This window comes from Streptomyces xylophagus (assembly GCF_000716435.1).
Lineage (GTDB): Bacteria > Actinomycetota > Actinomycetes > Streptomycetales > Streptomycetaceae > Streptomyces > Streptomyces xylophagus.
Map to the genome: position 1 here is coordinate 40,217 of NZ_JNWO01000016.1, position 26,999 is coordinate 67,215.

Below are 26,999 nucleotides of genomic sequence, written 5' to 3' on the forward strand. Positions count from 1 at the left end.
GAAGACGGGACAGGTCTTGGCCATCGACATCACCTCCGCCGGGCGGGACGACACCACCGCCGCACCACTCGAAGAACTCGTACGACAGCACGCCGGGAACTTCCCCTGGTACGCGGAACTCCTCGCCGAGCGCGGGTTACGGCCCGACGCGTCGCTGGAGAAGCTGCCGATCATCGATGAACACCTGCTGCTGACGCGCTACTACACGCAGACCCACGAGCAGTTTCCCGACGCCTCCGGATATCTGACGTCCGGGACCTCCGGCGGACAGCGCAAACGTGTCCTGTACTCCCCCGCCGACGACGACGCCTACGCCGCCCAACGCCGCGCGCTCTTCGCGGACTTCCTCGGACCGGTCGGCCCCGGCGCGGTGGCGGTGGCCGATCTCGGGACCGGGCACGCGGCGGCGCTCGCCCGGCGCATCTTCCGTTCCCTGGGCTACGACACCTACGACATCGACTTCACCCGGCCGGTCGACGAGCACGTCGAACTGCTCAACAAGTGGCAGCCGGACGTGCTGTTCACCATGCCGATGATCCTCGACCAACTCGTCGCGGCACCCGCGGGACTGGACATCCACCCGCGGAAGATCATGGTGGTCGGCGACCTCGCCCCCGCGCCCTGGCGGCGCCGGATGGCCGAGCGTTTCGGGATCGGTTTCGAGGACGTACTCGATGTGTTCGGAAGCATCGAGATCGGGGCGATCGGCCACTACTGCGCGGAGACCGGCCTCTATCACTTCCATGATCACATCCTCCCCGAGGTGATCGCCCCCGGAGATCTCTACAAGGAACTCCCGGCGGCGACACAGGCGGCGGACGGCTCCGGAATCCTGCTGCTGACCTCCTTCACCCGCCGGTACTTTCCCGCCCTCCGGTTCGCCACGAACGATCTCGTCACCGGGCTGCGGACCATCGAGTGGCAGGGGCGCCGCGTGCACGCCTTCGAACGCATCGACGGGCGGTTCGGAGGCGAGGCCAAGCACGGCGAGAGAATCAGCCATCACGACATCTGCACGGCCGTCGACGAGGTCTTCCCCGGCGCCGCGTTCGAAGTCGTCGACGACGGGCTGATGGAAATACGGGTGGCGGTCCCCGACCTGACCCCCGAACGGTCCGCGACCCTGCGCGGCCTGCTGCGGGCCGCCGCCCCGGATGTGGCTCAGATGATCGACTCGGGCATCGTCGCGGACATCGCCATCCGCGGCGTACGGCCGGAAGAGCTGCGTCCCACCCGCGCCAAGCGGCTGTTCACCCTCAGGGAGAGCTGAGCCATGTGCGGAATCGCGGGAGTCCTCACCCCCACCGCGGCCACGGACGGGACGGCCTTTCTCCGTGCCGCGTGCGCCCGCATGACCCACAGGGGCCCCGACGCGGTCGGCGGCCACTCCGCGCCGGGGATCGCCCTGGGCATGGCACGGCTCAAGATCGTGGGTATTCACGACGAGGGCCAGCCCGTCTACAACGCGGACCGGTCCGTCGTCTGCGTCTTCAACGGCGAGATCTACAACCACACGGCACTGCGACGACGGCTCGCACAGGCAGGTCACCAGGTCGGCGGGGCCAGTGACGCCCAGGTGATCCCGGCGCTGTACGACGCCATGGGGCTCGACTTCGTCGACGAACTCCAGGGCATGTTCGCCATCGCGCTGTACGACTTCCGCAGCCGGCGGCTGCACCTGGTGACGGACCGGGTGGGCAAGAAACCCCTCTTCTACAGCGCGCGTCCCGACGGCAGCGTCGTCTTCGCCTCGGAACTGCCCGCGCTGATGACCTTCCCCGGGCTGAACCGGGAGACCGACCCGGTCGCCGTGGACCAGTATCTGAGCCACCGGGTCGTCCCGGCGCCGCACACCATCTACCGGGACGTCCGCAAGGTGCTGCCCGCGACCGTGCTCACCTTCGAGGCCGGCACGGCACCCCTGGAGCGGCGGTACTGGCGCTTCGACTTCTCCGGCACCGAGGAGCCGCCGCAGGACGTGGCCGCCGACACCGTCGACGCGCTGCTGGGCGAGGCGGTCGAGGACCGGCTGGCGGCGGAGGTGCCGCTGGGCGCGATGCTCAGCGGCGGGCTGGACTCCAGCCTGGTCGTCGCGTTCGCGGCCCGGCGGACCGCACACCCGCTGCACACGTTCTCCGTGGGCTTCGAGCAGAAGTCGTTCGACGAGTCCGGCTACGCCCGGCTGGTCGCCCGGCACTGCGGCACACGGCACCACACGTACCGGATCGACGTCGACGACGCCCGCGCGGCGATCGACCCGATCCTCCTGCACATGGGCGAGCCGTACGCCTTCCCCTCCGCCATCGCGAGCTACTACATGTACCGCCTGGCCCGGCAGCACGTCACGGTCACCCTCACCGGCGACGGCTCCGACGAGATCTTCTGCGGCTACCGCCGCTACAGCGTCTTCGACCGGCTGCCGTCCGTGGACCCCGCCGACGCCCACCGGGTGGACCCCGACCTGCTCGGCAGCCCGGACATCGCCGACCGCTACCGGGCCGTGCTGGTCGACGGGGTACGGGACGGGCTGAAACGGCGGCTCTACAGCCCCGCCTTCCTGGACCGGCTGCCCCGGGACCACCCCACCAACCCGCTGCGCGAGCGCTTCCGGGAGAGCGCCGGACACGCCAGCGAACTCGACCGCGTCATGCAGGTGGACAGCGGATTCTGGCTGCCCGACGCCCAGTTGGTGAAGATCGACCGGATGGCGATGGCCCACTCGGTGGAGCCCCGCAGCCCGTTCCTCGACCACCGGCTCATCGACTACGTCGGTGCGCTCGCCCCCTCGCTGAAACTGGTCGGCGGAGAGGAGAAGGTGCTGCTCAAGCGGGTCGCCCGGCGTCATCTTCCGACCGAGATCATCGACCGCCGCAAGCAGGAGCTCGCCGTACCGCTCGAAGCATGGCTCGGCGGCCAACTGCGTACGGTGATCCAGTCGACGCTGCTGTCCGAAGCAGCCCTGGAGCGCGGCTACTTCGACCCGGACGTCCTGCGGACCCTGGTGGGTGCCTTCAGGCCCGAGCACGTGTACGCGCTGTGGACCCTGTTCATGCTCGAACGCTGGCATCTGCTGTTCACCGACGGGCACACCTCCCCCGAACCCGTGGCGGCGGGGGTGGGACGGCGATGAACCGGCCCACCTCGTCCGGGTCCGCCCCGGGCGCCGACGATCTGGTGAACCGGCTGGTCGGCGGGCTCTCGGCCGACCGGCTCAGGCAACTCGCCGCGGCCCGCAGGGCGAACGCCCCGGCCGGGCCGACGGCTCCCCCACCGGCCCCCGGCCCGGGCCCGGTCGACGTCACCCGCCCGCACGCGCTGTCCTTCGCCCAGCGGCGGCTGTGGTTCCTCGACCGGATGCACCCCGGTGCGGTGACGTACAACATGCCGGTCGCGTACGACATCACCGGCGAGCTGGACACCGCGGCACTGCGCGACGCGCTCCAGCTGATCCAGGACCGGCATGCCGCGCTGCGCACCCGTTTCCTCGAACAGGACGGCGAGGGCGTGGCGACGGTGACCGCGCCCGCGTACCTCGCGCTCCCGCAGCACGATCTGAGCCGGCTGCCCGTCGACCGGCGCGAGGAAGCCGCGCGTGACGTGCTGCGCACGGCCGCACAGGAGCCGTTCGACCTGCGGGAAGGCCCCGTGTTCCGGGTGCTGTTGGTGCGGCTGGACCGGACACGTCATGTGCTGCTGTCGATGATGCACCACATCGTGTCCGACGGCTGGTCCATGGCCGTCTTCGAGCGGGAACTCGTCGCCAACTACGCGGCTCTGCAGGCGGGTTCGGGCCCCGAATCGGCCGCGCCGCCCCTCGCGTACGCCGACCACGCCGCCCGGCAACTGGAGCGGAGCCGCGGCGCGGACTTCCGGGCGCGGGTCGAGGAGTGGCGGGCCCGGCTGTCCCCGCTGCCCGAGCCCCTCGAACTCCCCATCGACCTGCCGCGGCCCGAGCACCCCACCGGACGCGGCGGCCTCGTCGAACTGACCGTCCCCGCCGACCTGCGCGACGCCCTGCGGCAGTACGCGAGCAGCCGGGGTGCCAGCCTCGCCATGATCATGCTGGGCCTGTTGCAGTACGTGCTGGCCCGTCAGTCCGGGCAGGACCACGTCTGCGTCGGCATGCCCGTCGCGGGGCGTGAGGACCGGCGGAGCGAAGCCGTCATCGGCCTCTTCATCAACCTGCTGCCCATCGGCGCCCGCATCGGACCCGACACGAGTCTGCGGACCCTCGTCGACCAGGTGCGGGACGAGGCGCTGTACGCCTACGCCCACCAGGACGTGCCCTTCGACGTGCTGACGGAGGCGCTGGACCTGCCGCGTCGGCTCGACCGTTCCCCGGTGTTCCAGGTGCTCTTCGCGATGCAGAACACGCCGCGGCAGCGGACGGCGGACGATCCGGCGCAGCCGTCCTTCCGGCGCCGTGAAGTGCCCGTCGGGCAGGCGAAGTTCGAGCTGTCCTTCGAGTTCGGCGACGACGACGGCGGCGGGCTGTGGGGCGCCGTCGAGTACAGCACCGACCTGTTCACCCGGGACACGGTGTTCGACCTGGCCGACCGCTATCTGACGCTCCTGCGGGAAGCCCTGGCGGCACCGGACACCGTCGCCCTGGACTCCCTGCCGTTCGTGGCCCGTGACCGGCTGCCGGGCGCACTCGGTCTCACGGACGCGCCTGACGACCTCGCGGTGCTGCCCGCCACGGCCGGGATCTGCACGGCAGTGGTGGAGCTGGAGGGGCCGTGGTCGCCGGATGCCTGGCGGGAGGCGGTGGGCGAGGCCCGGCGGCGGCATCGCGGTCTGCGCGTACGGGCGCGGTCGTTGACCCGGCTGCGCGAGTCCGCGCTGTACACGTGGACGGAGCCGGGCGAGCCGCACGTGTCCGTCGTACCGGACGGGCGGGCCGCGGTCGCCGACGGCCCGGCCGCGCTGCTGCGGGGCACGGCGGTCACCGCGCCCGCGGACGCCGACGGGGACCTCGCGGTCGGGATCACTCTGCTGCGCGGACCCGGCGAGGGGATGTATGCCGTCCTGTCGGGGCCCGCGACGGTGTGGGACGAGGGAACAGCACGGCAGGTCGCCGAGGAACTGGGGCCTCGCTACCGGGAGTTGCGCGACGGCGGGTCCTCCCCCGGCGCCGGGCCGGGCCCCGTCGTCGCCGTGCTCCCCGCCGCGACGGTGCCCCCGGCGGCCCCCGTCGCCGCCGCCTTCCTGCCGCTTCCCCCGGACGCCGGGCGCTCGGGTCGGGCCCTGAGCCACTGTGTGCTCACCGCCCGCCAATGGCAGGACCTCCAACACCACTGCGCGGATGAGGACATCACGCCCGCCCGCTTCCTGAGCGGCCTCTTCGGCTACCTGGCCGGGGTCTGCTCCCGGGCGACCGCGTCCTTCGCCGTGTACGGCACCGGGACGGACGCCTCGCTCCCGGACGGGCCGATCGCCGACGGACCGGCGGCCGACGGTGTGGTCCTGCCCTGGTCCGACGACGGTGTCCGCGGCGGTGTCGCCGACACCCTCCGCGCCTGGCCGGCCCCGACGCCGGACCACCACCGCGCCCCGGACGCGGAAGAGCACGCCGTACGGCTGGAGTTCGCCCTGGTGCCCGGGGCGACCGCGCCCTCCGTGTGGGTGACGCCTCCGCAGGCACCGGGAACCGCGCGGCTGCGCGGCGAGCCGCTGTCCGACGGCGGGCTGCGGCTGCTGCTCGACGACGCCACCGGGTTCCTCGCCGGACTCCGGCTGCCGGAGCGGCTGCGCGGGCTGACCGAAGCGCTCGTCACGGGGGGCCTGACCGCCTGGGAGGAACTGCCCCTCGTCCTGCCCGACGAGGAGCGCCTGTGGCACGACGTGCTCAACCGTCCGGAGATCCCCGCCGGGGCGACGGCCTCCGCGTCCTCGCTGAGCCGGCTGTTCGCCGAACGGGCCGCCGCCCGTCCGCACGCGACCGCCGTGAGCCACGGCCCACGCTCTCTCACCTACGGCGAACTCGCCGCCCGGGTGGACGCCGTGGCCGGTGCCCTGCGGCCCGCACTCGACCGGCACAAGGGTCCGCGCCGGGTCGCCGTGTGTGCGGAGCGCGGACTCGATCTGATCGTCTCGCTGCTGGCCGTACTGCGCGCGGGCGCGGCCTATGTGCCGCTCGACCCGCTCTTCCCGGCCGCCCGTACGGCCCTGATCGTCGAGGACGCCGAACCGGCTCTGGTCATCACCGAGGGCGCCCTCCGGGAGCGCTTCGCGCAGGCCGGTGTTCCGGTGCGCACCCTCGCCGAACTGGAATCGGGCGCCGCCCCGGCGCCGGGGCCCCTGCCGACCGGCCAGGACCCGGCGTACGTCATCTACACCTCGGGGACCACCGGGAAGCCCAAGGGCGTGGCGGTCGCGCATGCCCATGTCGTACGGCTCTTCGGAGCCACCCACCACTGGTTCGGTTTCGGTTCCGACGACGTCTGGACGCTCTTCCACTCCTACGCCTTCGACTTCTCCGTCTGGGAGATCTGGGGTGCGCTGCTGCACGGCGGGCGGCTGGTCGTGGTGGACGCGACGACAGCGCGGGACCCGGCGCGTTTCCTGGACCTGCTCGCGGCCGAGAAGGTGACGTTCCTCAACCAGACGCCGTCGGCGTTCGCCCAGCTCGTCCGTGAGGAGGCAGGTCGCGTCGAGCCGCCCCAACTCGCCCTGCGGACCGTCGTGTTCGGCGGTGAGGCGCTGGACTTCGCGGCCCTGCGCACCTGGACGGACCGGCACGGCCTGGCGGCGCCGGAACTCGTCAACATGTACGGCATCACCGAGACCACCGTGCACGTCACCCACCACCGGGTGACCGCCGCCGACCTCACCGGTGGGCGGAGCATCGTGGGCGTCCCCCTTCCCGATCTGCAGACCTGGGTCGTCGACCCGCACGGCCGGCTGCTGCCGCCGGGCGTGGCCGGCGAGCTGTGGGTGGGCGGGCGGGGCGTGGCCCTCGGGTACGTCCGCAGGCCCGAGTTGACCGCCGAACGGTTCGTGCCGGACCAGCTGGCCCGCGAGCCGCTGCCCGGCGCCCGGCTGTACCGGTCGGGAGACCTGGCGCGGCTGCTGCCCCGGGGGCACCTGGAGTATCTGGGGCGGATCGACCACCAGGTCAAGATCCGGGGCTATCGCATCGAGCTGGGCGAGATCGAGGCATGCCTCTCGGCACAGCCGGGCGTGGCCGAGCGCATCGTCCTGGCCGTCGGGGAGAGCGCGGAGACCCGGCGGCTCGTCGCCTGGGTGGTGCCGACCCCGGGGGCGGTACTCGACGGTGACCGGCTGCGGGAAGCGCTGGCGGACCTGCTGCCCGGCTACATGGTCCCGGCCCGTTTCGTGGTCCTGGACGCCCTGCCGCTGACGTCCAACGGCAAGACCGACCGGCGGCGGCTGCCGCTGCCGGAGGAGACCGTGTCGGACGGTCACCGGGAGCCCCGCACCGCCACCGAGCGGGTGCTGCTCGGCCTGTGGGCAGAGGTGCTCGGCCGTACCGCCGTCGCCCCGGACGCCAACTTCTTCCACCTGGGCGGCCATTCGATGCTCGCGGTACGGCTGGCCGCACGCGTCCGTGCCTCCTTCGGCGTCGATCTGCCGCTGTCGGTGCTCTTCACCCACCAGACCCCCGCCGCGCTGGCGTCCTGGCTGGAGCGGGAGACACAGGCGGAACAGGGCGCACGGGCGTCGTCCGAGCCGGTCCTGGTGCCCGTACGACGGGCGTCGGACAGCGCGGCCGTGCCCTTGTTCGCCGTCCATCCGGGGGCGGGCGGCGTGCTGTGCTACCAACCGCTGGCGGAGGCACTCGGGGCGGACCACTCCTTCTACGGCATCCGCTGCTACGGCCACCAGCCGGGCGAACGCCCCTTCGAGACCCTGGCCGCCATGGCGGACCACTACTGCGCCCTGGTCCGCAGGGCCCACCCCACGGGCCCGTACCGTCTGGTCGGGCATTCCCTCGGCGGTGTCATCGCCTGGGAGATGGCCCGCCGGCTGCAGGCCGAGGGGCACGAGGTGTCGCTCCTCGCGCTGCTGGACACCTATCTGCCGGGCGCGCTCGGGGAGACCCGGGCCAGTCCCGCGCTGATCGTGGAGAACCTGCTCGGGCGGCCGGTGGACCTGGCCGACGAGGATCTCGTGCACCTGTCGGACGAGGAACAGGTCGCCATCGCCCTCGACCGGCTCACGCCCGAGTCCCGTGGCGGGCCCGGCGGGGCGGGGCTCGACCGGCCCCTGCTGCTGCGGCATCTGCGCATGCTCAAGGACAACCTGCGGCTGTGCGCCGAGCACCCGATGGACGACGGACCGCCCTTCCGGGGCCCGGTCCTCTACGCGGCCGCGCGCGGCAACGCCGCCGTCGCCTCCGTGCCCGAACTGTGGGGGCCCTACGTGGACGGGGCCGTGCACGTGGTGCCGGTCGCCGGGAGTCACGAGGGCATGCTCCGCGCCGAGGGGGCCCGGGACGTGGCCGCGGCGCTGCTGCGCGGGCCAATCGTCCATGGCGCAAAGGCAGTCGACGCTCAGGCAATCACCCCTACTCACCCCGAGGACGCCCGATGACCGCACCCGATTTCCGCTCCTTCAAGCCGCGGACCGCGCCCACGGCACCGGCCGCCGCCGACGCCGTACGACTCGGCGCTCCCGCCGGTGGGGGGCCGCTGCCGCTGGTGGTCGAGGCCGCGGCGCCGCGGCTCCAGGCCGCCGAGTGGGTCGAGCGCGAGCGCGGCCGGGTGGACACGTTGCTCGCGGAGCACGGCGCCCTGCTCTTCCGGGGGTTCGCGGTGGATCCCGCCGACGGTTTCCCGCGGTTCGCGGCGGCCGTGGGCAGCGGTGCGCTCCCGTACACGCAGCGCTCCACCAAACGCACGCTGGAGAAGAAGGGCGTCTACACGTCCACCGAGTACCCGGCCACCCACTCCATCGCGCTGCACAGCGAGAACGCGTTCCAGTACCAGTGGCCGCAGCGCATCATGTTCCACTCCGTGATCCCGGCCGAGACCGGCGGTGCCACCCCGATCGCCGACAACGCGGCCGTCTTCGAGGCGATCGACCCGGCGGTACGGGAGGAGTTCGTGCGGCGGGGCATCAGCTACGTGCGCAACTTCGGGGCCGGACTCGAACTGCCCTGGCAGGAGGCGTTCCAGACGGAGCGCCGGGAGGAGGTGGAGGCGTACTGCGCCGAGCACCGTATCCACTGGGAGTGGAAGGACGGTGATCGGCTGCTGACCCGTGAGGTGCTGCCCGCGACGCTGCTGCTGCCGTCGACGCGGCGGCGGGTCTGGTTCAACCAGGTCCATCTCTTCCACGTCAGCAATCTCGCCACCGACGTCCGCCGGGCCCTGCTGGAGGCGATGCCCGAGGAGGACCTGCCCCGGCACGCCTACTTCGGCGACGGCGGTGTCATCCCCGACGCCCACCTGGACGACGTACGGGCGGCGTACGCGGCCGAGACCGTCGCGTTCCCCTGGCGGCGGGACGACATCCTGCTCGTCGACAACCTGCGCGTGTGCCACGGACGGGAGCCGTTCACCGGTGACCGGAAGGTGCTGGTCTCCATGTCGGATCCGGCGGACTACGGGCAGTTCGCGGGCGCGTCCCCGGTGCCGAGCGACGAGCAAGGAGGACGGACAGTATGAGCAGCACCCCCACCCCCACGGTCAGCCGTCACATCGTCACCGCGCAGCAGGCGGAACGCCGACCGGACGCGCCCCCCGCCGAACTCTCCCTGCGTCTGTTCTCCGCACCGGACGCGGACGCCGTCTCCCGTGCCGTGCAGCGGGTCGTCGCCGCGCACGAGACGCTGCGCGCGCGGATCGTCCCGGCCGCCGAGGGGCACGACGACGTCGTCAGCGAGGTCCGGGAGCAGGCGGAGCTGGTGTGGCGCACGCCGGAGGGCAACGCCCCTGACGGTTCCTTGAACGGGGACGTGGAGGGGTTGCCGCTGCGGGTGGAGTTCCGGCCCGGCCGAGCCGACGAGCCGGGCGCCCTCACCCTGAGCCTCCCGTCCCGTGCCGTCGACGAGGCGGGGCTGGCCGCGCTGGGCGCCCATCTGCTGGCACTGCTCACCGGAGAGGCACCGCCGGAACCGGTGCAGAGCAGCCAGTACGCGGCCTGGCAGTACGAGACACGCGCCGCCGCCGAGCCCGAGGACCGGGCCGTAGGGGTGCTTCCCGAACGGCTGCCGTCGCCCTTGTCGGACGTCGGCAGGGACACGGACGCGGGTGCGAGCGGTGCGGAAGGGCCGCGGAGAATCGGGGTCGTCGTCGACGGAGCGCTCGGCGGGCGGATCCGGTCCCTGTCCGAGGAGTTGGGCACCGATCCGGGTGCGGTCGTGCTCGGCGCCTGGCTGGTGTGTCTGTGGCGGCACAATGCCGACCGGGACTTCGTGTCCGGCGTCTGCTCCGACCAGCGGCGCCGTTACCCCGAACTCGCCGACACCGTCGGCGTGTTGGCCACGCACCTGCCCCTCGCGTTCGGCGTCACGGACACGGACACGACGGCGTCGCTGGTGGCCCGGCTGTCCGGGCAGCTGGCCCAACTCCTCGCCGCGACCGACCTGTTCAGCTGGGACGACGTCCGGCCGGGCGGGTACGACTGCGACAGCCGGGCGCCCCGGCGGCCCGTGCTCTTCACGGACCTCCCCTTCGACTCGGACACCGTGGTCGCCGCCGTGACCCCGACCGACCCGTCCCTCTCTCCCCGCCTCGCCCTGCAGGTGCTGCGCGGCCTGGGCAGCACCCGACTGGAGCTGCTCCACGACGCCGGGTTCGACCGGGCGAGGGCCGCCGCCCTCCTGGACGGTGTCGTCACCCTGCTCGACGGGATGACCGGTGCCCCGCACACCCCGGTCACCGAGTTGGCACTGCTGTCGCCGGAGGCCACGGCACAGGTCCTCGCCCAGTACGGGCACGCACCGGAGGACCTCCGGCGCGACCACGACGACTCACCCGAGGACACCCAACTCCCCAACGCCTACGACCTGTTCGCCCGGCAGGCCCGCCGCACCCCCGACCGGGTCGCCGTCCAAGCCGGTGACACGGCCCACTCGTACGCCGAACTGGACCGGCACGCCACGGCCGTCGCCGCCTCGCTCGCCCGGCGCGGGCTGCGGCCCGGTGACCGGGTCGGGCTGCTCCTCGACCGGGGCGTCGGCATGGTCGCCGCCGTCCTCGGGGCGTGGCGGGCCGGGCTCGCCTACGTGCCGGTGGATCCCGCGACGCCCGCCGACCGGGTCGCCCTGCTCCTCGCCGACAGCGGTGCCGCGCTCCTGGTCACCGAGGCCGCCCTGCGGCATCTGACCCCCGCGGCCGGTCCGCCCGCCGCCGAACTGCGCGAACTCCTGGCCGAGACCGCCACGGACACGGATCTGCCGGAGCGGGACCCGTCCGATCCGGCGTACGTCATCTACACATCGGGGACCACCGGGCGGCCCAAGGGCGTCATGATCGAGCAGCGTTCCGTCGTCGCCTTCGCCCATGCGCACCGGGAACGGATCTACCGCCACCACGCGCCCTCGGACGGGGGGCTGCGGGTCAGTTTCAACGCCTCGCTGGCCTTCGACGGGTCCGTCGAGCGCATTCTGACGCTGCTGCACGGCGCCGGCCTGTACATCTTCGACGACGCGGCCCGCCGCGACCCGGACCTCTTCCTGGCGCAGACCCGGCGGCACCGCCTGCACGTGCTCGACGTGACCCCCACCTTCCTGACCCTGCTGGTGCAGCGTGGCCTGCTCGACCACCCGGAGCACCGGCCCGACGTGGTGCTCGTCGGCGGCGAGGCGATCGGCCCCGCGCTGTGGCGACAACTGACCGACAGCGCCATCGCCTTCTACAACGTGTACGGGCCCACGGAAGCCACCGTCAACGCGGCCGTCGGACCGGTCACGGGCGTCGAACCGCACCTCGGCCGGGCGCTTCCCGGGGCCCGGCTGTACATCCTGGACAACCGACTGCGGCCGGTTCCGGTGGGGGTGGTCGGCGAGATACACATCTCCGGCGCCGGTCTCGCCCGCGGGTACCTGGGCCGGGACGACCTGACCGCCTCCGCGTTCGTGCCCAGTCCGTTCGCCGCGGGCGACTCCGCGCACGGGCGGCTGTACCGCACGGGGGACCGCGGGCGGTTCCGGCCCGACGGGGGTGTCGAGTTCCTGGGGCGCGGGGACGGCCAGGTGAAGCTGCGCGGCTACCGGATCGAGACCGCCGAGATCTCCACCGTCCTGGCCCTCGAACCGGGCGTCGACGAGGCGTTGGTGCGGCTGCACACCTCGGCCGCGGGCGAACCGTCCCTGGTGGCGTACGTGGTGGCCGATCCGGCGCCCGCGGACCTGCTCCCCCGGCTGCGGGACCGGCTCGCCAAAGCACTGCCCGACTACATGGTCCCGGGTGAGATCATCATCCTGGCCCGGCTGCCGCTGACGGTGAACGGCAAGGTGGACACCGCCGCACTGCCCGCCCCCGGCACGGTCCGCCAGGCCACGCTGTCCACCGAGTACGTCGAGCCGGCGGGGGAACTGGAGACGTTCATCGCCGGGATCTGGAGCGAGGTGCTGGGCATCACGGGGATCGGTTCGCGGGACAACTTCTTCGAACTCGGCGGCCACTCCCTGCTCGCGGCGAGCATGATTGCCAGGGTGAACGAGACGTTCGGGGTGGAACTCTCGCTCGCCACGGCGTTCGCGCGCCGCACGGTCACCGGTCTCGCCGTGGCGGTGGCGCAGGAACTGACGGGGGCACGGACGCCGGAGGAACTCGCGGCGATCCTGGCCGGGACCGACACCGGGACCATCGAGGAGAACTGATCGTGTTGCACGAGGTGGCCTCGTTCGCCATCGTCGCCGGGCTGTTGACCATCACACCGGGGCTGGACACCGCCCTGGTGCTCCGCTCCGCCGTACGCCACGGCTCACGTGGTGGTTTCGCCACGGCCCTCGGGATCAACACCGGTGCGCTGGCCTGGGGCGTCGTGGCGTCCGCGGGCGGTTCGGTGGTACTCGACGCGTCCGAGACGGCGTACACGATGCTGCGCCTGGCCGGGGCGGTGTATCTGCTGTGGCTGGGGGGCCGGATGCTGTGGCGCGCCCGGCGGTCCGCCGACGGTGACGAGGGTCCGTCGCTGCTGCCCGCGGACGGTGAGCCCTGGGGCGACGAGTCCACCCTGCGGCTGTGGTGGCGGGGGGTGGTCACCAACGCGCTCAACCCGAAGATCGGCGTGTTCTACATGGCGGTTCTGCCGCAGTTCATTCCGGAGGGCACGTCGCCGTTGCTGGCCGGGATCGTGCTCGCGGTCGTGCACGACATCGAGGGACTGCTCTGGTTCACGTTGCTGATCTTCGGTGTGCGGACGTTCCGGGCCTGGCTGTCGCGGGACGCCGTCAAGCGGTGGATGGACCGGGTCACGGGCGCGGTGCTGATCGGGTTCAGCGTGCGTCTGGCGGCGCAGGGCTGAGCGGCCGCGGTGATGAACAGGTGCGGACAACTCCCTTCCCGGGAGCCCAAGGAGGAGAGCAGAGGATGACTGCCGAGAGCGACACCGCCCGTCCGGAACCCGGGAGCCGGGTTCCGGAGGAGACGACACGGCGTGGGCCCGCCGTGCTGCTCGGTTCCAAGCCCGCCGAGGGGTACGAGACGCTGGCCCGGCTGGGCGTCCCGTTCATCTGGGTCGTCGATCCGGTGGACGAGCCGCCGACCACCGTGCCCGGCGCGGTGCGGGTGGTGTCCGCGCCCTTCAAGAGCGATCCCCTGAGCGTGCTGCGGCTGCCGCTGCCGCCGGACGTCTGCGGTGTTCTCTCGTTCACCGAGATGGGGTCGCTGCCCGCCGCGCTGCTCGCCGAAGCCCTCGGCCTGCCGACGGTGCCGGTGCGCGCGGTGCTGCGGGCGCGGAACAAGCTCCTGATGCGACGGACCCTGGCGGCCGTGTTCGACGGACCGGCCTTCGGTGTCGTCGGCCTGGACGAGCCTGCGGCCGACGACTTCCCCCTCATCGCCAAACCCGCCGAGGGCACCGGCAGTCAGGGAGTGGAGTTCCTCGCCGACCCCGCCGCCTTTGCCGCACGCAGCGCCGAGTTGGCGGGCGCGCTGTGGGAACACTACGTGGACGGTCCCGAGTACAGCATCGAGGCGGTGTCGTCCGGCGGTGTGCACCACATCCTGGGCATCACCGCCAAGCGGACCACGGGAGCTCCGTACTTCGTGGAGACCGGCCACGAGGTGCCCGCCGTGCTGACCGAGGACGCGGACCGCGCGATACGGGGGTGTGTGGAACGCTGCCTGGATGTACTGGAGTTGACCGCCGGGGCGTCCCACACCGAGGTGAAGCTGGAGCACGGCCGCGCTGTCGTGATCGAGACGCACACGCGCGCGGGCGGCGACCGCATCCCGCTGCTGACCCGCCTGGTGAGCGGCGTCGACCAGTACGAACTGGCGGTACGGTCCGTGCTGCCGCGGGTGGAACCCCTCACCCGCGCGCCGCGGTTCAAGCACGCGGCCGTGCACTACTTCCCCTGGCAGGACGTCACCGTCGACGGGGTGGAGGGGCTGGACGCCTGCCGGGCCTCGGACGGCGTCGTCGAGGCCGAACTGCGGGCCGTGGACGGGGAGTCGGTGCCGGTGTGGCGCTACAGCCATGAGCGCCCCGGACATGTCGTGGCGGGCGCGGACGACCGCGACGAACTGCGCCGCAGGATCGCCGCGGCGGAGAACCTGGTGCGTCCCCGGCTGAGTTGAGCGCTTTGCCTACGCCGTGATCCGCCTACGTCATTGTCCGGATCGCCCGTGTCCGTGCACATGCCCGCGCCCGTGAACAAGGGGAGAAACCACAGCCATGTCAGACACCCAGCGAGCGGGGGTCCTGCGGACGGTCCGCGAATTACCCCGCGGGGTGGCCGTGTTGGTCTTCGGCATCGCCGTCAACCGGATGGGCAACTTCGTCCAGATCTTCCTCATGCTGTACCTGACCCGCGACGGCGGGTACTCGGCCGCGCAGTCCGGAACGGCTCTCACCGCGTACGGTGCCGGAGCGATCGCCGGGGTCTTCGTGGGCGGTTCGGCGATCGACCGGATCGGCGCCCGCAGGGCCATCGTCGTGTCGATGGCGGCGTCGGGGCTGTTCGTTGCGGCGATTCCGGCGGTTGCCGGCCGACCGCTGTGGCTGCTGCTCGCGGTGGCCTGCGGGGCGGGCGCGACGGGCCAGTTGTACCGCCCGGCGGCGACCGCGCTGCTCGCCGATCTCACCCCGACCGACCAGTTGCTGATGGCCTCGGCGGCGATGCGGCTCGGGCTGAACACGGGCGCGGCGGTGGGTCCGCTGCTGGGCAGCCTGCTGGCCCGGCAGTCGTACACGCTGGTCTTCCTCACCAACGCGGCGACGTCGCTGGCGTTCGCGGCGGTGATCCTGTGGCTGCTGCCACGGGACGTGGGCCGCGGAAAGACGGTCACCGCGCGGGCGGGGGCGGCAGCGGAGGCCGGGGAACTGTCGCAGACCGGTACCGGCTATCTGCCGGTGCTGCGCGACCGCCGCTATCTGCTGGTCGTCTCGGGGACGTTCCTGGTGGCCGTCGCCGAGGTGCAGTACCAGACGGTACTGCCCCTGGTGGTGACGGACCGGGGGCATTCCGACTTCGTCTACACGGCGTTGGTGGCGCTGAACGCCGTACTCGTCATCGTGACCGAACTCCCGTTGACCCGCAGGCTGGAGAGGGTTCCCGTGCGGGTGACGATGTCCCTGGGCAGTGCGCTGATCGGCGTGGGGATCGCGATGTTCGGGCTGCCGACGGGCCTGTGGATTCTGGTGGTGGGCACGCTGGTGTGGACGTTCGGCGAGGTGGTGAGCGCACCGCCGGTCAGCGCCTATCCGGCGCTGACGGCGCCGACCAACCTGCGGGGCCGCTACATCGGCCTGATGACGACCAGTCAGTCGATCGGCTACGCCCTGGGTCCCGCGCTGGGTGCGGCCCTGTTCGAGGTGCGGGGCGGCGCGGTGTGGATCATGTGCGCGGGGCTGGGCCTCGGGGCGGGGGCTCTGCTCTGGACGGGCGCGGGGCGACAGAAGGCTGCGGGGAGTCCGCGGGACACTACGGCGGAGGGCGCGCGGGCGACACCGGAGGGGGACGGAACAGCGGCGGCCGGTTCGGCCTGAACAGCGCCCCGCCCCCGGGGTCTCCGCGAAACCTAGGCGTTCATGAACTGGTCAGGCCGCAGCGCCCGGTCGGTGATCCGGACGTCTCCGATGGTGCCGTGGAAGACCTGGCTGACCGCGCCCGCCCACTGGTAACCGCCAAGAAGGAACGGCATGTTGAGGGTGGTCAGGCCGACGGCCGTGCTGGTCGGGTTGCGGCCCTCCTCGCAGCCGTTGACGTAGAGCTTGCTGATCCGGCCGTCGTTGGCGACGGCGACGTGCCACCACTCCTCCTGCTGGAGGAGGTGGCTCCACGCGGTCGTGGCGCCGTTCTGGTTGAGCGGGTAGGCGTTCCACTGCAGCTCGATGGAGCTGGACAGGCTGAGGGTCAGCACGGGTTCGTCGGCGGTGGCGGAGGGGCCGTTCTTGCCGGCCTGGGCCGCCGTGCCCGCGCGGCTGAGCATCGAGGACCAGCCGTTGCGGCCACCGTCCCAGTCGGCGGGCACCTTGAAGAAGACCTCGAAGGTGTAACCGCGGGCGAAGGTCTCGCGGTTGAGCGGTGCCCTGTCGACGGTCTGGAGGTAGGAGCCGGCGACCGGGTTGCCCTGACCCGCGAACACCAGCCCCGCGTGGGCGGGTTGGTCGGGGTGATGGTCGGCGGTCCAAGTGAGCGCGTGCGGCGGGGAGTTCGGGACGCTCTTCAGGATCAGGTCGTTGCCGTTGCCCGCCTGGTCCCTGACGACCGTGCCGGAGGCGACGTCGGAACCCGCCGTACCGCCCTCGTCGAACCGCCAGTAGGCCAGCGTGCCCGGCAGCAGCATCCGGCGCGCGGGGCGGGACGTGCGCGGCGGGACCGGGGCGAAGCCGGCGAAGCGCTGCTCGAAGTCGATCGCCATCGAGAAGTAGTCGACCTTCGACGTCAGTTCGAGTTCCTTCGCCGCGAGGGCGTTCAACTCGCCCTTCTCCGCCAGTTCACGGATCCACGGCGAGAAGGTCGCGACGTCGATCATCCCGCGGTCGAGGTCGAAACGGTAGGAGCGGATCATGCCCGCGCCGCCGTAGTAGCGGTCCTGGTAGTTGGTGATGTGCAGATGTACGTCGTTGCCCGCGCTGTTCTTCAGCACCGTGCTTCCGGGCGGCCAGTAGTGGCCGTTGAGGGTGAGGAAGATCTGGTCGTTGTCCTTGATCAGGCCGTCCCACAACTGCCGCCCGTAGTCGGACAGTTCGGCCGCTCCGTCCTCGTCCGAGCCGACGATCTCGTGCGTGGTGACGATCACCGGCAGCGTCGGGTTCGCGGCGATGACCGCGTTGGCCCACGCGAAACCCTTCGCCGACATACGCCAGTCCAGCGACAGGAGCATCCAACTACGGCCGCCCGCACGGAAGATGTGCGCGGTGTTGTAGCCGTCAGGGCTGGAGGAGTGGTAGCCGGGCGTCTTCCTGGCCCGCGCCGGGCTGAAGGTGTCCAGGTAGGGGGTGGCGCCGCGCTGGTCGTCGGCGCGGACGTCGTGGTTGCCGGCCAGCACGCCGTACGAGGCACCCGCCCGGTCCAGCATGCCGAACACCTTGGTGACCGCCGCGTACTCCTCGGCGAGGCCGTTCTGCGTCACGTCACCGAGGTGCGCCAGGAACACGATGTTCTCGTCGTTGCCGCCCGCACGGCCCGCCGGATCGAGGACGTAGCGGAACGACGCCTCCATCGGCACCGGGTGGATGCGGTCCTGGTCGAACATGTACTGCGTGTCGGGCATCACGACGACGGTGAACCGGGGGTTGTCGGGATCCGGGTCCCACTTCCCGCGCGGCGCGGGTGACATCGTTGTCCGCCCGTACGGATCGTCGTTCTTGTCGCCTCCCGTCGCGTACGCGGGAGCCGCGCCCAGCAGCCCTGCGGCGGCCGTTCCCGCACCGAGCGCACCGGCGCGGTGCAGGAACGCACGGCGGCTCGACGCGGCGACGCCGTCACCGTCGAGGTCCGCGGTGCGCGGGCAGTCGCAGCCCGCCGCGTGCAAGTCGTGCCGCTCGTGGTCGTCGAGGCCTCTGTCACCCGTGGGAGAGCTGTCCATGTCCGCTCCAATGCCGAGTAGGAGAACGGCGTCACGCTACGGACGGCTGCGGTACGGCGGACTTGCGCGCCGGGTACCGGCTGCCGAACGCTCCCCCAACACCACCCGCCCCACTAGGACTTGCGGCGGCCCACGGTCAACAGATGTCCGCTGGTGCCGAGCAGGGTGGGCTCGGACTCGGTCCGCCTGACGGCCGCGAGCACGGCCTCGCGGCGGTCCGGGTCGTCCAGCCAGCCCTCGATGCCGCCCATCAGCCAAGCGACGCCTTCGAGGCCGTACTGGCCCTCGACGGTGAGGCCCGTCTCCGCGAACTCCTCGGGAGTTTCGTGGGGTTGGGCGAAGTAGGCGGTCGTGAAAGGCCCGCCGCCGTTCCTCCCGTGGTTGCTGATCGCATCGGTGTTGGCCCGCTGGGCCGGATCGAAATAGCACTCCCACAGCAGCATGTCGTGCAGTCCCGCGAACCGGTTGATGGTCGCCGCGACCACCAGCCCGCCCGGCCGCACCACCCGCCGCGCCTCGGCCAACGCCCTTAGCCGGTCGGCCCGTTCGGGCAGGTGGTACAGCGGCCCGAACAGCAACACCACGTCGTACGAGGCCTCCTCGTCCGGCAGCGCCCTGGCGTCCCCGGCCCGCGCGATGACCCCCGGCAGCCGGCCCGCCTGCTCCACGTGCAGCGGTACGGGATCGACGAGTTGGACCTCGTACCCGTCCCGCGCGAGCCACTCGGCGTGGATGCCGCTGCCCCCGCCGACGTCCAGCACCTTCGCGGGAGCCGTCGGCAGCAGTCGGCGCAGGACGTCCTGGGTACGCCAGAACTCCAGCCGGTTGGACCCCTGTCTGAGGCGGCCGTCCTCCTCGCCGCGGGCGTAGTAGGCGAGGATCTCCTCGCGGACGGCGGGGTCTTGCGCGTGTGTCGTCTCGGTCATCGCCCCAGGTTGCGATCCCGCGCGTCCGGCTCGCAACGGGATTCCGGTGCGCGTGCCGTCACCAGCCCCGACTCGTAGGCGAACACGACGAGTTGGGCCCGGTCCCGTGCTGCCAGCTTCGTCATCGCCCGGCTGATGTGGGTCTTCGCCGTGAACGGGCTGATGACCATGTGGGCGGCGATCTCCTCGTTGGTGAGGCCGTGGGCGGCGAGCGCGGTGACCTCGCGTTCGCGGCGGGTGAGGTGTTCCAGGCCGGAGGGGGTGGAGCGGTCCGGCGGGCGGGAGACGAACTCGCCGATGAGGGTGCGGGTGATGGCCGGAGAGAGGAGGGCCTCGCCGCCGGCGACGATCTCGATCGCCTGGAGCAGGTCCGCCGGGTCGGTGTCCTTGAGGAGGAAGCCACTGGCGCCCGCGCGCAGTGCCTCGAAGACGTATTCGTCCAGGCCGTAGTTGGTGAGGATGACGACTCTGACCGCTGCCAGGGCCGGGTCGGCGGCGATACGGCGGGTCGCCTCGATGCCCGTCATCACGGGCATCTGTACGTCGATCAGCGCGATGTCGGGGAGCTGCGCGCGGACGAGGGCCACGCCCTGTTCGCCGTTCGCCGCCTCGCCGACCACCTCGATGCCGTCCTCGGCGTCGAGCAGGGCACGGAAGCCCGCGCGCATCAGCGCCTGGTCGTCGACGACCGCGACCCGGATCATCCCGTCTCCCCCAGCGGCAGCTCGGCCCGCACCGCGAAGCCGCAGCAACGCACGGAAGCCCGCGCGCATCAGCGCCTGGTCGTCGACGACCGCGACCCGGATCATCCCGTCTCCCCCAGCGGCAGCTCGGCCCGCACCGCGAAGCCGCGAGTTGGACGTTGACCTTCGCCGGGCCCGCGTGCCTGGCGGCGTTGGTGAGGGCCTCCTGGACGATGCGGTACACCGCGCGGTCGACCGTCGCCGTCAGGGGGCGCTCCTCGCCGGTCACCGCGAGTTCGACGGCAAGGCCGGCCGCGCAGGCCCGCTCGACGAGCAGCGCGGGGGTGCCCGTGGGCTCCTCGGTGGTACGCAGGATCTCCAGGGTGGCCCGCAGTTCGCGCATCGCCTCGCCGCCCGCCTCCTGGATGGCGAGCAGCGCGGGCGGCACCTCCTCGCCGCGCTTGCGGGCGAGGTGGACGGCAACGCCCGCCTGGAGCTTGACGATCGAGATGCTGTGGGTGAGGGAGTCGTGCAACTCCCTTGCTATGCGCAGGCGTTCCTCGCCCGCCCTGCGCAACGCGGCTTCCTCGCGGGTGCGTTCGGCCTCCAGGGCGCGCTGTTCGGTCTGGCGCAGATACGCCTGCCAGTTGCGGTCGGCGAGGCCGGTGACCACCGCGCAGAGGAACCAGCCGGCGATGAGCGCGGTCCGCTCGACCACCTGCTGGGTCGTCGGCCCCGTCGCGAAGTACGCCACCAGGAACAACGCGCCCGCCCCTGCCGCCCAACCGCGATGTCCCGCGCGGGCCGCCGTGTGCATGGCGGCGAGGACGGGCAGACCGGCGATCGGCCCGGGATGGGCGTGCAGGACGTAGGCCGCCTCCCCCGCCGTGGCCACGGCGAGGACCGCCCTCGGGGCCGTCTGGTAGAACGCCAGGACTGCCGAGGCGAGGGCGACGAGCGCGTAGTCGACGGCGGTCGTATCCGCGTCGAAGGCCGCGACGGTCACGACGAGGGCGCCGATCACGCCCGCGAGGGACGCGTCGGCGAGGCGCCTGCGTGGGGTCACATCGACCGGGTACCCGCTCATGTCCGCACACTAGACCGCCGCGCCGACCCGGGCGTCAGCCCTGTGGACAACTCCTGGACTACTCCCCACGCAGTAGTCCGCGACGCCCCGGAACTCCCCGGCGTAGCCCCAACTGCCTTCGCCCGTACGACGACCCGGCCCGCCCCGGCCGCGCACGCTGCTGCCATGCCCACACCCTTCCGTCACACCCGGCCCCCGTCGCCGAAGTCCGCCACCGGCCGCACCGCCGAGGTCTTCGAGCAGATCGCTGTCGACTTTGGGATCGACCGGCCCCCTACCTTCGTGGTCCTGTCCTCCGCCCCCGAACTCCTCGCCCCCGCCTGGGCGTTGATGCGGGAGTCGCTGATCGCGGGCGCCGGCAGCCGCACCGGCAAGGAGCTGGCCGCCCTCGGTGTCTCGCTCGCCAACAAGTGCCCGTTCTGCGCGGACGCGCACACCGTCCTGCTGCACGCCACCGGCGACCACGCCCTCGCCGAGCACCTGGCGCGCGGCGGCACACCGGAGAACGAGGAGCACGCGCGAGTGCTGGCCTGGGGACGCCGGACGCGTGTCCCCGGCGCGGCCCTCGCCCCGTACCCGTTCCCGCGCGAGCAGGCACCCTCCTATCTGGGCACCGCCCTCGCCTTCCACTTCATCAACCGCGTCGTGTCGGCCCTGCTCACCGAGCAGCTCCTGCCGGGCAACGCCCAACGGTTCCGGGCCGTACGGAGCCTCGCGGGCCGCGCCGTCGCCCGCACCGTGCGCCGAAGCGCCGTACCGGGAGCGGCACTTCCCCTGCTCGACACACCCGGCCCCGGCCCGGACTGGGCCGCCGGAACCCCGGTGGGTCCGGCCTACGACGCCCTGCGCACGGCCGCGCTCGCGGGCGCGGACCTCCTCGACGCCGACGACCTGACCCTCGTACGGGAGACGCTGTGGGCCTGGGACGGGTCGCATCCGCCGGTCGTCCTGCGCGGCTTCCCGAACCGGCGGGAGCGGCCCGCGGCGCGGCTCGCGGTGCTGGCCGCGCTCGCGCCGTACCGGATCACCGAGGAGGATGTCGCCGCCTGGCGCGGGCCCGGGCACACCGACGCGCGTCTGGTGCGGCTGATCGCGTACGCGGCGTTCGCGGCCGTCGAACGGATCGAGACGACGATGCGGGTGCCCGCCGCTCGGGCGTGACGCGCGGACATAAGGGGACACACAGCCCGCGAACAGTGAGGCACTGTCACCGCACAGGCACGGAGCGAGTTCATACTTCCGCCTCACAGGCAGTCATGTGACACTGGCGTCCCCGTCCGCAGTGCGGACCCGCTCCGCACCTGATCCCCCACGAGAAGTGCGACTTGCGTTCTCTTCCTCTGCCGCTCGCTCTCACCGCGCGTCTGTCGCCGGTCGTCGTGCTCGCCGCGATGGGCTGGGCCCTGACGTCCGGTCCGTTCGCCGCGACCACGACCGCCGATCACAAGTCGACACCCGACGCAGGTGGCTCGTCCGGGTCCTCGGCGCCGTCGACGGCGCCCGTTGCCAAGACGTACTCCACCTCCCCCGCCCCGTGCGGAAGTGTGTCGGTGGCGACAATCAAGTCGCTGGTGCCGGGCGCGAAGACGGCCGGCAAGGAGATCCCGTCGACGGACACGAAGGTGCGCCGTACCTGCTCGTGGAACGCGCTCAAGGGGTACGACTACCGCTGGCTCGACGTGTCGTACGAGATCACGGAATCGGACGAAGCGGCGAAAAAGTCGTATACCGAGACCGTTACGGAGAAGAGCGGCGGCGGAGCGGTTCCCGGGCTCGGCGACTCGGCCTACTCCATCGTGAACCTCACCACAGAGGACAAGCAGCAGACGCGTGAGGGCACGGTCGTCGTCCGCGCGGGGAACGCGCTGGTGACCATCACGTACAACGGCAGCGACTTCGAGAACAAGAAGGCGCCGAGCACGGACGTGATCAACAAGGGTGCGATCAAGGCCGCCAAGGAAGCGGTAACCGCGCTGGAGGGCGGCAAGGCCAGCTAGCCCGACCGCCCTCCGAGATCTACGCGTCGACGGGCTCCGTCGCCGGCTCCGGTGCCGGCTCCTTTCCGGTGAGCACCGTCAGCAGCACGTAAAGCACCATCGACGTGCCCAGGCCCACGGCCCAGCCGTAGTCGGCGAGCGAGGACAGGGCCGGGATGGGCCGGCCGTCGATCAGCGGGTGGAAGTCGGCGCCGCCCACGGCGAGTACGCCACCCACCAGGAAGGCCACGACGGCCCGCCAGTTCCAGCCGCCGTCGTACCAGTAGCGGCCGCCCGCGCGGTACAGGTCGGCGAGGTCGAGCTTGCCGCGGCGCAGGATCCAGTAGTCGGCGATGAGGATGCCGGCGACCGTGCCGAGCAGACCGCCGACCAGGCCGAGCCAGGTGAAGATGTAGCCCTGCGGGTCGGAGTACAGCTTCCAGGGGAAGATCAGCACGCCGAGGACGCTGGTCACGAGGGCGCCGGTGCGGAAACTGATCTTCCGGGGCGCGATGTTGGAGAAGTCGAAGGCGGGCGAGACCAGGTTGGCCGCGATGTTCACGGACAGGGTCGCCACCAGGACGGTCACCAACGCGTAGAGCAGCCCGACCACGTTGTCCGTCTTGGCCGCCAGCTGCACCGGGTCCCAGATCGCCGTGCCGTAGACCGCCTGCGAACCGGAGGTGACCATCACCGACAGGAACGCGAACAGGGTCATGGTGGTCGGCAGACCGAGCGCCTGGCCCCATGTCTGGGCCTTCTGGCTCTTGCCGTAGCGGGTGAAGTCCGGGATGTTCAGCGACAGCGTGGACCAGAAGCCGATCATGCCCATGAGCGAGGGCCAGAACAGCTTCCAGAAGCTGCCGCCCCAGCCCAGCTTGGACGGCTGGTCGAGCAGCGGGCCGAAGCCGCCGGCCTTGTTGCTCATCCAGATCAGCATCACGAACGCGCCGACGAGCACGAAGGGCGCCGCCCAGTTCTCGAAGCGGCGGATCGTCTCCATGCCCCGGTAGATGATGGCCACTTGGAGCACCCAGAACAGCGCGAACGACAGCCACATCGTCCAGGCGTACCCGCCGATGTGCGAGGCGTTGGCCCAGCTGTCCCCGATCAGCTTCCCGGCGAGGAAGAAGATCGCCTCACCGCCGATCCAGGTCTGGATGCCGAACCAGCCGCAGGCCACCAACGCCCGCACTACGGCAGGGAGGTTGGCGCCGCGCACGCCGAACGAGGCACGCGCGAAGACCGGGAAGGGGATGCCGTACTTCGGTCCCGCGTGCCCGGTGAGCAGCATGGGCACGAGCACGATCAGGTTGGCCAGGGCGATGGTGAACACCGCCTGCTTCCAGTCCATGCCGACGGCGATGAGCCCGGAAGCGAGGGTCCAGGAGGCCGTGTTGTGGGCCATGCCGACCCACAGCGCGGAGAAGTTGTACGTGGTCCAGGTGCGCTTCTCGACGGGAACCGGGAGCAGGTCGTCGTTGGCGTACGGCCCGGCGGGCAGCGGCGACCCCGGGGCGATCTCCACCCGCCCGTCGGCGAGGGTGACTTGAGCGGTCGGCTCTATGGCCGTGGGAGCGGTGTCGGTCATGGGCAGGCCAATCAATGAGGTGGGTCCGGAAAGGCCGTGCGGGGGCTCCGGCCCCCCTCCCCAGGACGGTGGGGAGGGGGAGAACTGGAGTGGGGGGACGGGGAGTTGAGCGGTGGTACGGGTGTGCGTCAGCCGTTGACGGCCGGGATCACCTTCGACCCGTAGGCGTCGATCGTGGCTTCCTGCGCGTCGTGCATGTCGTAGACGGCGAACTGGTCGACGCCCAACTCGCGCAGGGCGTTGAGCTTTTCGATCTGCTTCTCGGCCGATCCGATGATGCAGAACCGGTCGACGATCTCGTCGGGCACGAAGGCGGTGTCGGGGTTGTCGGCACGGCCGTGATGCGAATAGTCGTACCCCTCACGGGCCTTGATGTAGTCCGTGAGTTCCTCGGGTACGGCGGCGGAGTGCTCGCCGTACTTGGAGACGAGGTCGGCGACGTGGTTGCCGACCATGCCGCCGAACCAGCGGCACTGGTCGCGCGCGTGGGCGAGCGCCTCGGGCGAGTCGTCCTCGGTGACGTAGGCCGGGGCGGCGACGCAGATCTTGACCTCGGACGGGTCGCGTCCGGCGGCGACGGCCGCGTCCTTGACCGCCTTCACCATGTACTCGGTGAGGTAGAGGTCCGAGAGCTGGAGGATGAAGCCGTCGGCCTCCTCGCCGGTCATCTTCAGGGCCTTGGGGCCGTACGCGGCCATCCAGACGGGGAGTTGGGCATCTTCCTTCGCCCAGGGGAACTTGATGACCGTGCCGCCGAGGTCCGCCTCCTGGCCGGAGCCGAGCGCCCTGATGACCTTCATGGCCTCGCTGATCCGGGCGAGCGTGTTCGGGGTGCGGCCCGCGACGCGCATCGCGGAGTCGCCGCGGCCGATGCCGCAGACCGTGCGGTTGCCGAACATGTCGTTCAGGGTCGCGAAGGTGGAGGCGGTGACCTCCCAGGTGCGGGTGCCCGGGTTGGTGACCATCGGGCCGACCGTCAACTTCGTGGTGTTGGCCAGGATCTGACTGTAGATCACGAACGGCTCCTGCCACAGCACGGCGGAGTCGAAGGTCCAGCCGTAGGTGAAGCCGTTGCGCTCGGCACGCTTCATCAGGCTGATGACCCGCGAGGCCGGCGGGTCGGTCTGCAGGACGAGTCCGAAGTCCATGTGCGCCACTCCTAGTTGAGGTACTGACTGGTGGAGCGCGGGGTGTAGACGCCGTGGCCCGCGTGCCCGGTGTACTCCCGCTCGGTGATGACGAGTTCGCCGCGCGAGAGGACGGTCTCGACGCGGCCGGTGAGGCGCTTGCCCTCGTACGCCGAGTAGTCGACGTTCATGTGGTGGGTCTCCGCGGAGACGGTCTGCTCGGCGTGCGGGTCGTAGATGACGACGTCGGCGTCGGCGCCCGGGGCGATGGTGCCCTTCTTCGGGTAGAGGCCGAACATCCGCGCCGGGGAGGCGCAGGCGATCTCGATCCAGCGGCGGCGGCTGATGTGCCCGTCGACGACGCCCTGGTGGAGCAGGTCCATGCGGTTCTCGACGCCCGGCATGCCGTTGGGGATCTTCGAGAAGTCGCCCCGACCCATTTCCTTCTGGCCCACGAAGCAGAAGGGGCAGTGGTCGGTGGAGACGACCTGGAGGTCGTTGGTGCGCAGGCCCTGCCAGAGCTTGGCCTGGTGCTCCTTCGGCCGAAGCGGCGTGCTGCACACGTACTTCGCACCCTCGAAGTCGGGCTCGGCGAGGTTGTCCGTCGACAGGAACAGGTACTGCGGACAGGTCTCGCCGAAGACGGGGAGCCCTTCGTCGCGCGCCTTGGCCAGCTCGGCGACCGCCTCCATCGCGGAGACGTGCACGACGTAGAGCGGGGCGCCGGCGACCTGCGCGAGCTTGATGGCGCGGTGGGTGGCCTCGGCTTCGAGGAGGGCCTTGCGGACCTCGCCGTGGTAGCGGGGGTCCCTCTCGCCGCGCGCGAGCGCCTGCTCGACCAGCACGTCGATCGCGATGCCGTTCTCGGCGTGCATCATGATCAACCCGCCGTTGTCGGCGGCGCGTTGCATGGCGCGCAGGATCTGGCCGTCGTCGCTGTAGAAGACGCCCGGGTAGGCCATGAACTGCTTGAAGGAGGTGACGCCCTCCTGCACCAGCAGGTCCATCTCCTTGAGGGTGTCCTCGTTGACGTCGGAGACGATCATGTGGAAGCCGTAGTCGATGGCGCAGTTGCCCTCGGCCTTGGCGTGCCAGGCGTCGAGGCCCTCGCGGAGGGCTCCGCCGACGCTCTGGATGGCGAAGTCGACGATGGTCGTCGTACCGCCCCAGGCGGCGGCCCTTGTGCCGGTCTCGAAGGTGTCGGCGGCCTTGGTGCCGCCGAACGGCATCTCCATGTGGGTGTGGGCGTCGACCCCGCCCGGGATGACGTACTTCCCGGTGGCGTCGATGACCCGGTCGGCGGTCCAGCCCTCGGCGATGGTGGTGCCGGAGGTGGCGAGGGCGGCGATTCGGCCGTCCTCGATCAGGACGTCGGCGTGGAGTTCGTCGGACGCGGTGATTACTAGGCCGCCGCGGATTACGGTACGGGTGCTCAT

The 26,999-nt window shown here is 71.6% G+C and carries 16 protein-coding genes and 1 pseudogene; 10 read left to right on the forward strand and 7 right to left on the reverse strand.

Features of this window, described 5'->3' with window-relative positions; all coding sequences use genetic code 11:
* Window positions 1-16: 16 nt before the first annotated feature.
* The 8 genes from OO70_RS31750 to OO70_RS31785 all read left to right on the forward strand — a co-directional run bounded on the left by OO70_RS31750 (window position 17) and on the right by OO70_RS31785 (window position 16,128).
* A complete protein-coding gene (locus tag OO70_RS31750) occupies window positions 17-1,270 on the forward strand; it encodes a phenylacetate--CoA ligase family protein (protein ID WP_158711540.1) in 1,254 nt (417 codons plus the stop codon).
* A gap of 3 nt (window positions 1,271-1,273) precedes the next feature.
* Window positions 1,274-3,130: an asparagine synthase (glutamine-hydrolyzing) gene (gene asnB, locus OO70_RS31755; protein ID WP_078651638.1), complete on the forward strand. Its 1,857-nt coding sequence runs from the start codon at window positions 1,274-1,276 to the stop codon at window positions 3,128-3,130.
* Window positions 3,127-8,556, forward strand: a complete 5,430-nt coding sequence (locus tag OO70_RS51380; RefSeq protein WP_051741813.1) for a non-ribosomal peptide synthetase — start codon at window positions 3,127-3,129, stop codon at window positions 8,554-8,556. Before asnB ends, OO70_RS51380 begins: the two co-directional genes overlap by 4 nt.
* On the forward strand, window positions 8,553-9,632 hold the full coding sequence (locus OO70_RS31765) for a TauD/TfdA family dioxygenase (RefSeq protein WP_051741815.1): 1,080 nt from the start codon (window positions 8,553-8,555) through the stop codon (window positions 9,630-9,632). Before OO70_RS51380 ends, OO70_RS31765 begins: the two co-directional genes overlap by 4 nt.
* On the forward strand, window positions 9,629-12,793 hold the full coding sequence (locus OO70_RS51385; RefSeq protein WP_051741817.1) for a non-ribosomal peptide synthetase: 3,165 nt from the start codon (window positions 9,629-9,631) through the stop codon (window positions 12,791-12,793). Before OO70_RS31765 ends, OO70_RS51385 begins: the two co-directional genes overlap by 4 nt.
* 2 nt (window positions 12,794-12,795) lie before the next feature.
* Window positions 12,796-13,440: a LysE family translocator gene (locus OO70_RS31775; RefSeq protein WP_106971796.1), complete on the forward strand. Its 645-nt coding sequence runs from the start codon at window positions 12,796-12,798 to the stop codon at window positions 13,438-13,440.
* Window positions 13,441-13,505: 65 nt separating this feature from the next.
* Entirely contained in the window at window positions 13,506-14,717 is a 1,212-nt protein-coding gene (locus OO70_RS51390; protein ID WP_051741818.1) for an ATP-grasp domain-containing protein, read from the forward strand.
* A gap of 97 nt (window positions 14,718-14,814) precedes the next feature.
* Window positions 14,815-16,128, forward strand: coding sequence for an MFS transporter (locus OO70_RS31785; protein WP_078651639.1), 1,314 nt, complete (start codon window positions 14,815-14,817; stop codon window positions 16,126-16,128).
* A 32-nt stretch (window positions 16,129-16,160) separates the two neighbouring features.
* On the opposite strand, the gene OO70_RS31790 is transcribed toward OO70_RS31785, so the two are convergent.
* The 4 genes and pseudogenes from OO70_RS31790 to OO70_RS52860 all read right to left on the reverse strand — a co-directional run bounded on the left by OO70_RS31790 (window position 16,161) and on the right by OO70_RS52860 (window position 20,869).
* Window positions 16,161-18,173: a LamG-like jellyroll fold domain-containing protein gene (locus tag OO70_RS31790; RefSeq protein ID WP_078651640.1), complete on the reverse strand. Its 2,013-nt coding sequence runs from the start codon at window positions 18,171-18,173 to the stop codon at window positions 16,161-16,163.
* Between the two features lie 113 nt (window positions 18,174-18,286).
* Window positions 18,287-19,099, reverse strand: coding sequence for a class I SAM-dependent methyltransferase (locus tag OO70_RS31795; protein WP_043678710.1), 813 nt, complete (start codon window positions 19,097-19,099; stop codon window positions 18,287-18,289).
* Window positions 19,096-19,803 carry a response regulator gene (locus OO70_RS31800; RefSeq protein ID WP_043679114.1) on the reverse strand — a complete coding sequence of 236 codons (708 nt, stop codon included), beginning with the start codon at window positions 19,801-19,803 and terminating at the stop codon, window positions 19,096-19,098. Before OO70_RS31800 ends, OO70_RS31795 begins: the two co-directional genes overlap by 4 nt.
* Window positions 19,800-20,869: pseudogene (locus OO70_RS52860) on the reverse strand (sensor histidine kinase). Before OO70_RS52860 ends, OO70_RS31800 begins: the two are co-directional and overlap by 4 nt.
* A gap of 165 nt (window positions 20,870-21,034) precedes the next feature.
* Between OO70_RS52860 and OO70_RS31810 the strand changes: the two are divergent.
* Together OO70_RS31810 and OO70_RS31815 are read left to right on the forward strand one after the other, a co-directional pair.
* The gene (locus OO70_RS31810) at window positions 21,035-22,030 is read left to right on the forward strand and encodes a carboxymuconolactone decarboxylase family protein (protein WP_043678714.1); all 996 of its coding nucleotides are present in this window, start codon (window positions 21,035-21,037) and stop codon (window positions 22,028-22,030) included.
* A 164-nt stretch (window positions 22,031-22,194) separates the two neighbouring features.
* Window positions 22,195-22,866 carry a hypothetical protein gene (locus OO70_RS31815; RefSeq protein WP_043678716.1) on the forward strand — a complete coding sequence of 224 codons (672 nt, stop codon included), beginning with the start codon at window positions 22,195-22,197 and terminating at the stop codon, window positions 22,864-22,866.
* 19 nt (window positions 22,867-22,885) lie between these two features.
* On the opposite strand, the gene OO70_RS31820 is transcribed toward OO70_RS31815, so the two are convergent.
* From OO70_RS31820 to hydA, 3 genes are all read right to left on the reverse strand, one after another.
* Window positions 22,886-24,436, reverse strand: coding sequence for an NCS1 family nucleobase:cation symporter-1 (locus tag OO70_RS31820; RefSeq protein WP_043678718.1), 1,551 nt, complete (start codon window positions 24,434-24,436; stop codon window positions 22,886-22,888).
* Window positions 24,437-24,564: 128 nt separating this feature from the next.
* Window positions 24,565-25,584 (reverse strand): TIGR03842 family LLM class F420-dependent oxidoreductase, encoded by a 1,020-nt coding sequence (locus OO70_RS31825; protein ID WP_043678720.1) that lies wholly within the window; start codon window positions 25,582-25,584, stop codon window positions 24,565-24,567.
* Window positions 25,585-25,595: 11 nt separating this feature from the next.
* Window positions 25,596-26,999 carry a dihydropyrimidinase gene (hydA, locus tag OO70_RS31830; RefSeq protein ID WP_043678721.1) on the reverse strand — a complete coding sequence of 468 codons (1,404 nt, stop codon included), beginning with the start codon at window positions 26,997-26,999 and terminating at the stop codon, window positions 25,596-25,598.

Bases quoted from the DNA above. Each gene is read 5' to 3' on its own strand.
- asnB (WP_078651638.1), top strand. From the start codon at position 1,274: ATGTGCGGAATCGCGGGAGTCCTCACCCCCACCGCGGCCACGGACGGG.
- OO70_RS51380 (WP_051741813.1), top strand. From the start codon at position 3,127: ATGAACCGGCCCACCTCGTCCGGGTCCGCCCCGGGCGCCGACGATCTG.
- OO70_RS31765 (WP_051741815.1), top strand. From the start codon at position 8,553: ATGACCGCACCCGATTTCCGCTCCTTCAAGCCGCGGACCGCGCCCACG.
- OO70_RS51385 (WP_051741817.1), top strand. From the start codon at position 9,629: ATGAGCAGCACCCCCACCCCCACGGTCAGCCGTCACATCGTCACCGCG.
- OO70_RS51390 (WP_051741818.1), top strand. From the start codon at position 13,506: ATGACTGCCGAGAGCGACACCGCCCGTCCGGAACCCGGGAGCCGGGTT.
- OO70_RS31785 (WP_078651639.1), top strand. From the start codon at position 14,815: ATGTCAGACACCCAGCGAGCGGGGGTCCTGCGGACGGTCCGCGAATTA.
- OO70_RS31790 (WP_078651640.1), bottom strand. From the start codon at position 18,173: ATGGACAGCTCTCCCACGGGTGACAGAGGCCTCGACGACCACGAGCGG.
- OO70_RS31795 (WP_043678710.1), bottom strand. From the start codon at position 19,099: ATGACCGAGACGACACACGCGCAAGACCCCGCCGTCCGCGAGGAGATC.
- OO70_RS31800 (WP_043679114.1), bottom strand. From the start codon at position 19,803: ATGATCCGGGTCGCGGTCGTCGACGACCAGGCGCTGATGCGCGCGGGC.
- OO70_RS31810 (WP_043678714.1), top strand. From the start codon at position 21,035: ATGCCCACACCCTTCCGTCACACCCGGCCCCCGTCGCCGAAGTCCGCC.
- OO70_RS31820 (WP_043678718.1), bottom strand. From the start codon at position 24,436: ATGACCGACACCGCTCCCACGGCCATAGAGCCGACCGCTCAAGTCACC.
- OO70_RS31825 (WP_043678720.1), bottom strand. From the start codon at position 25,584: ATGGACTTCGGACTCGTCCTGCAGACCGACCCGCCGGCCTCGCGGGTC.
- hydA (WP_043678721.1), bottom strand. From the start codon at position 26,999: ATGAGCACCCGTACCGTAATCCGCGGCGGCCTAGTAATCACCGCGTCC.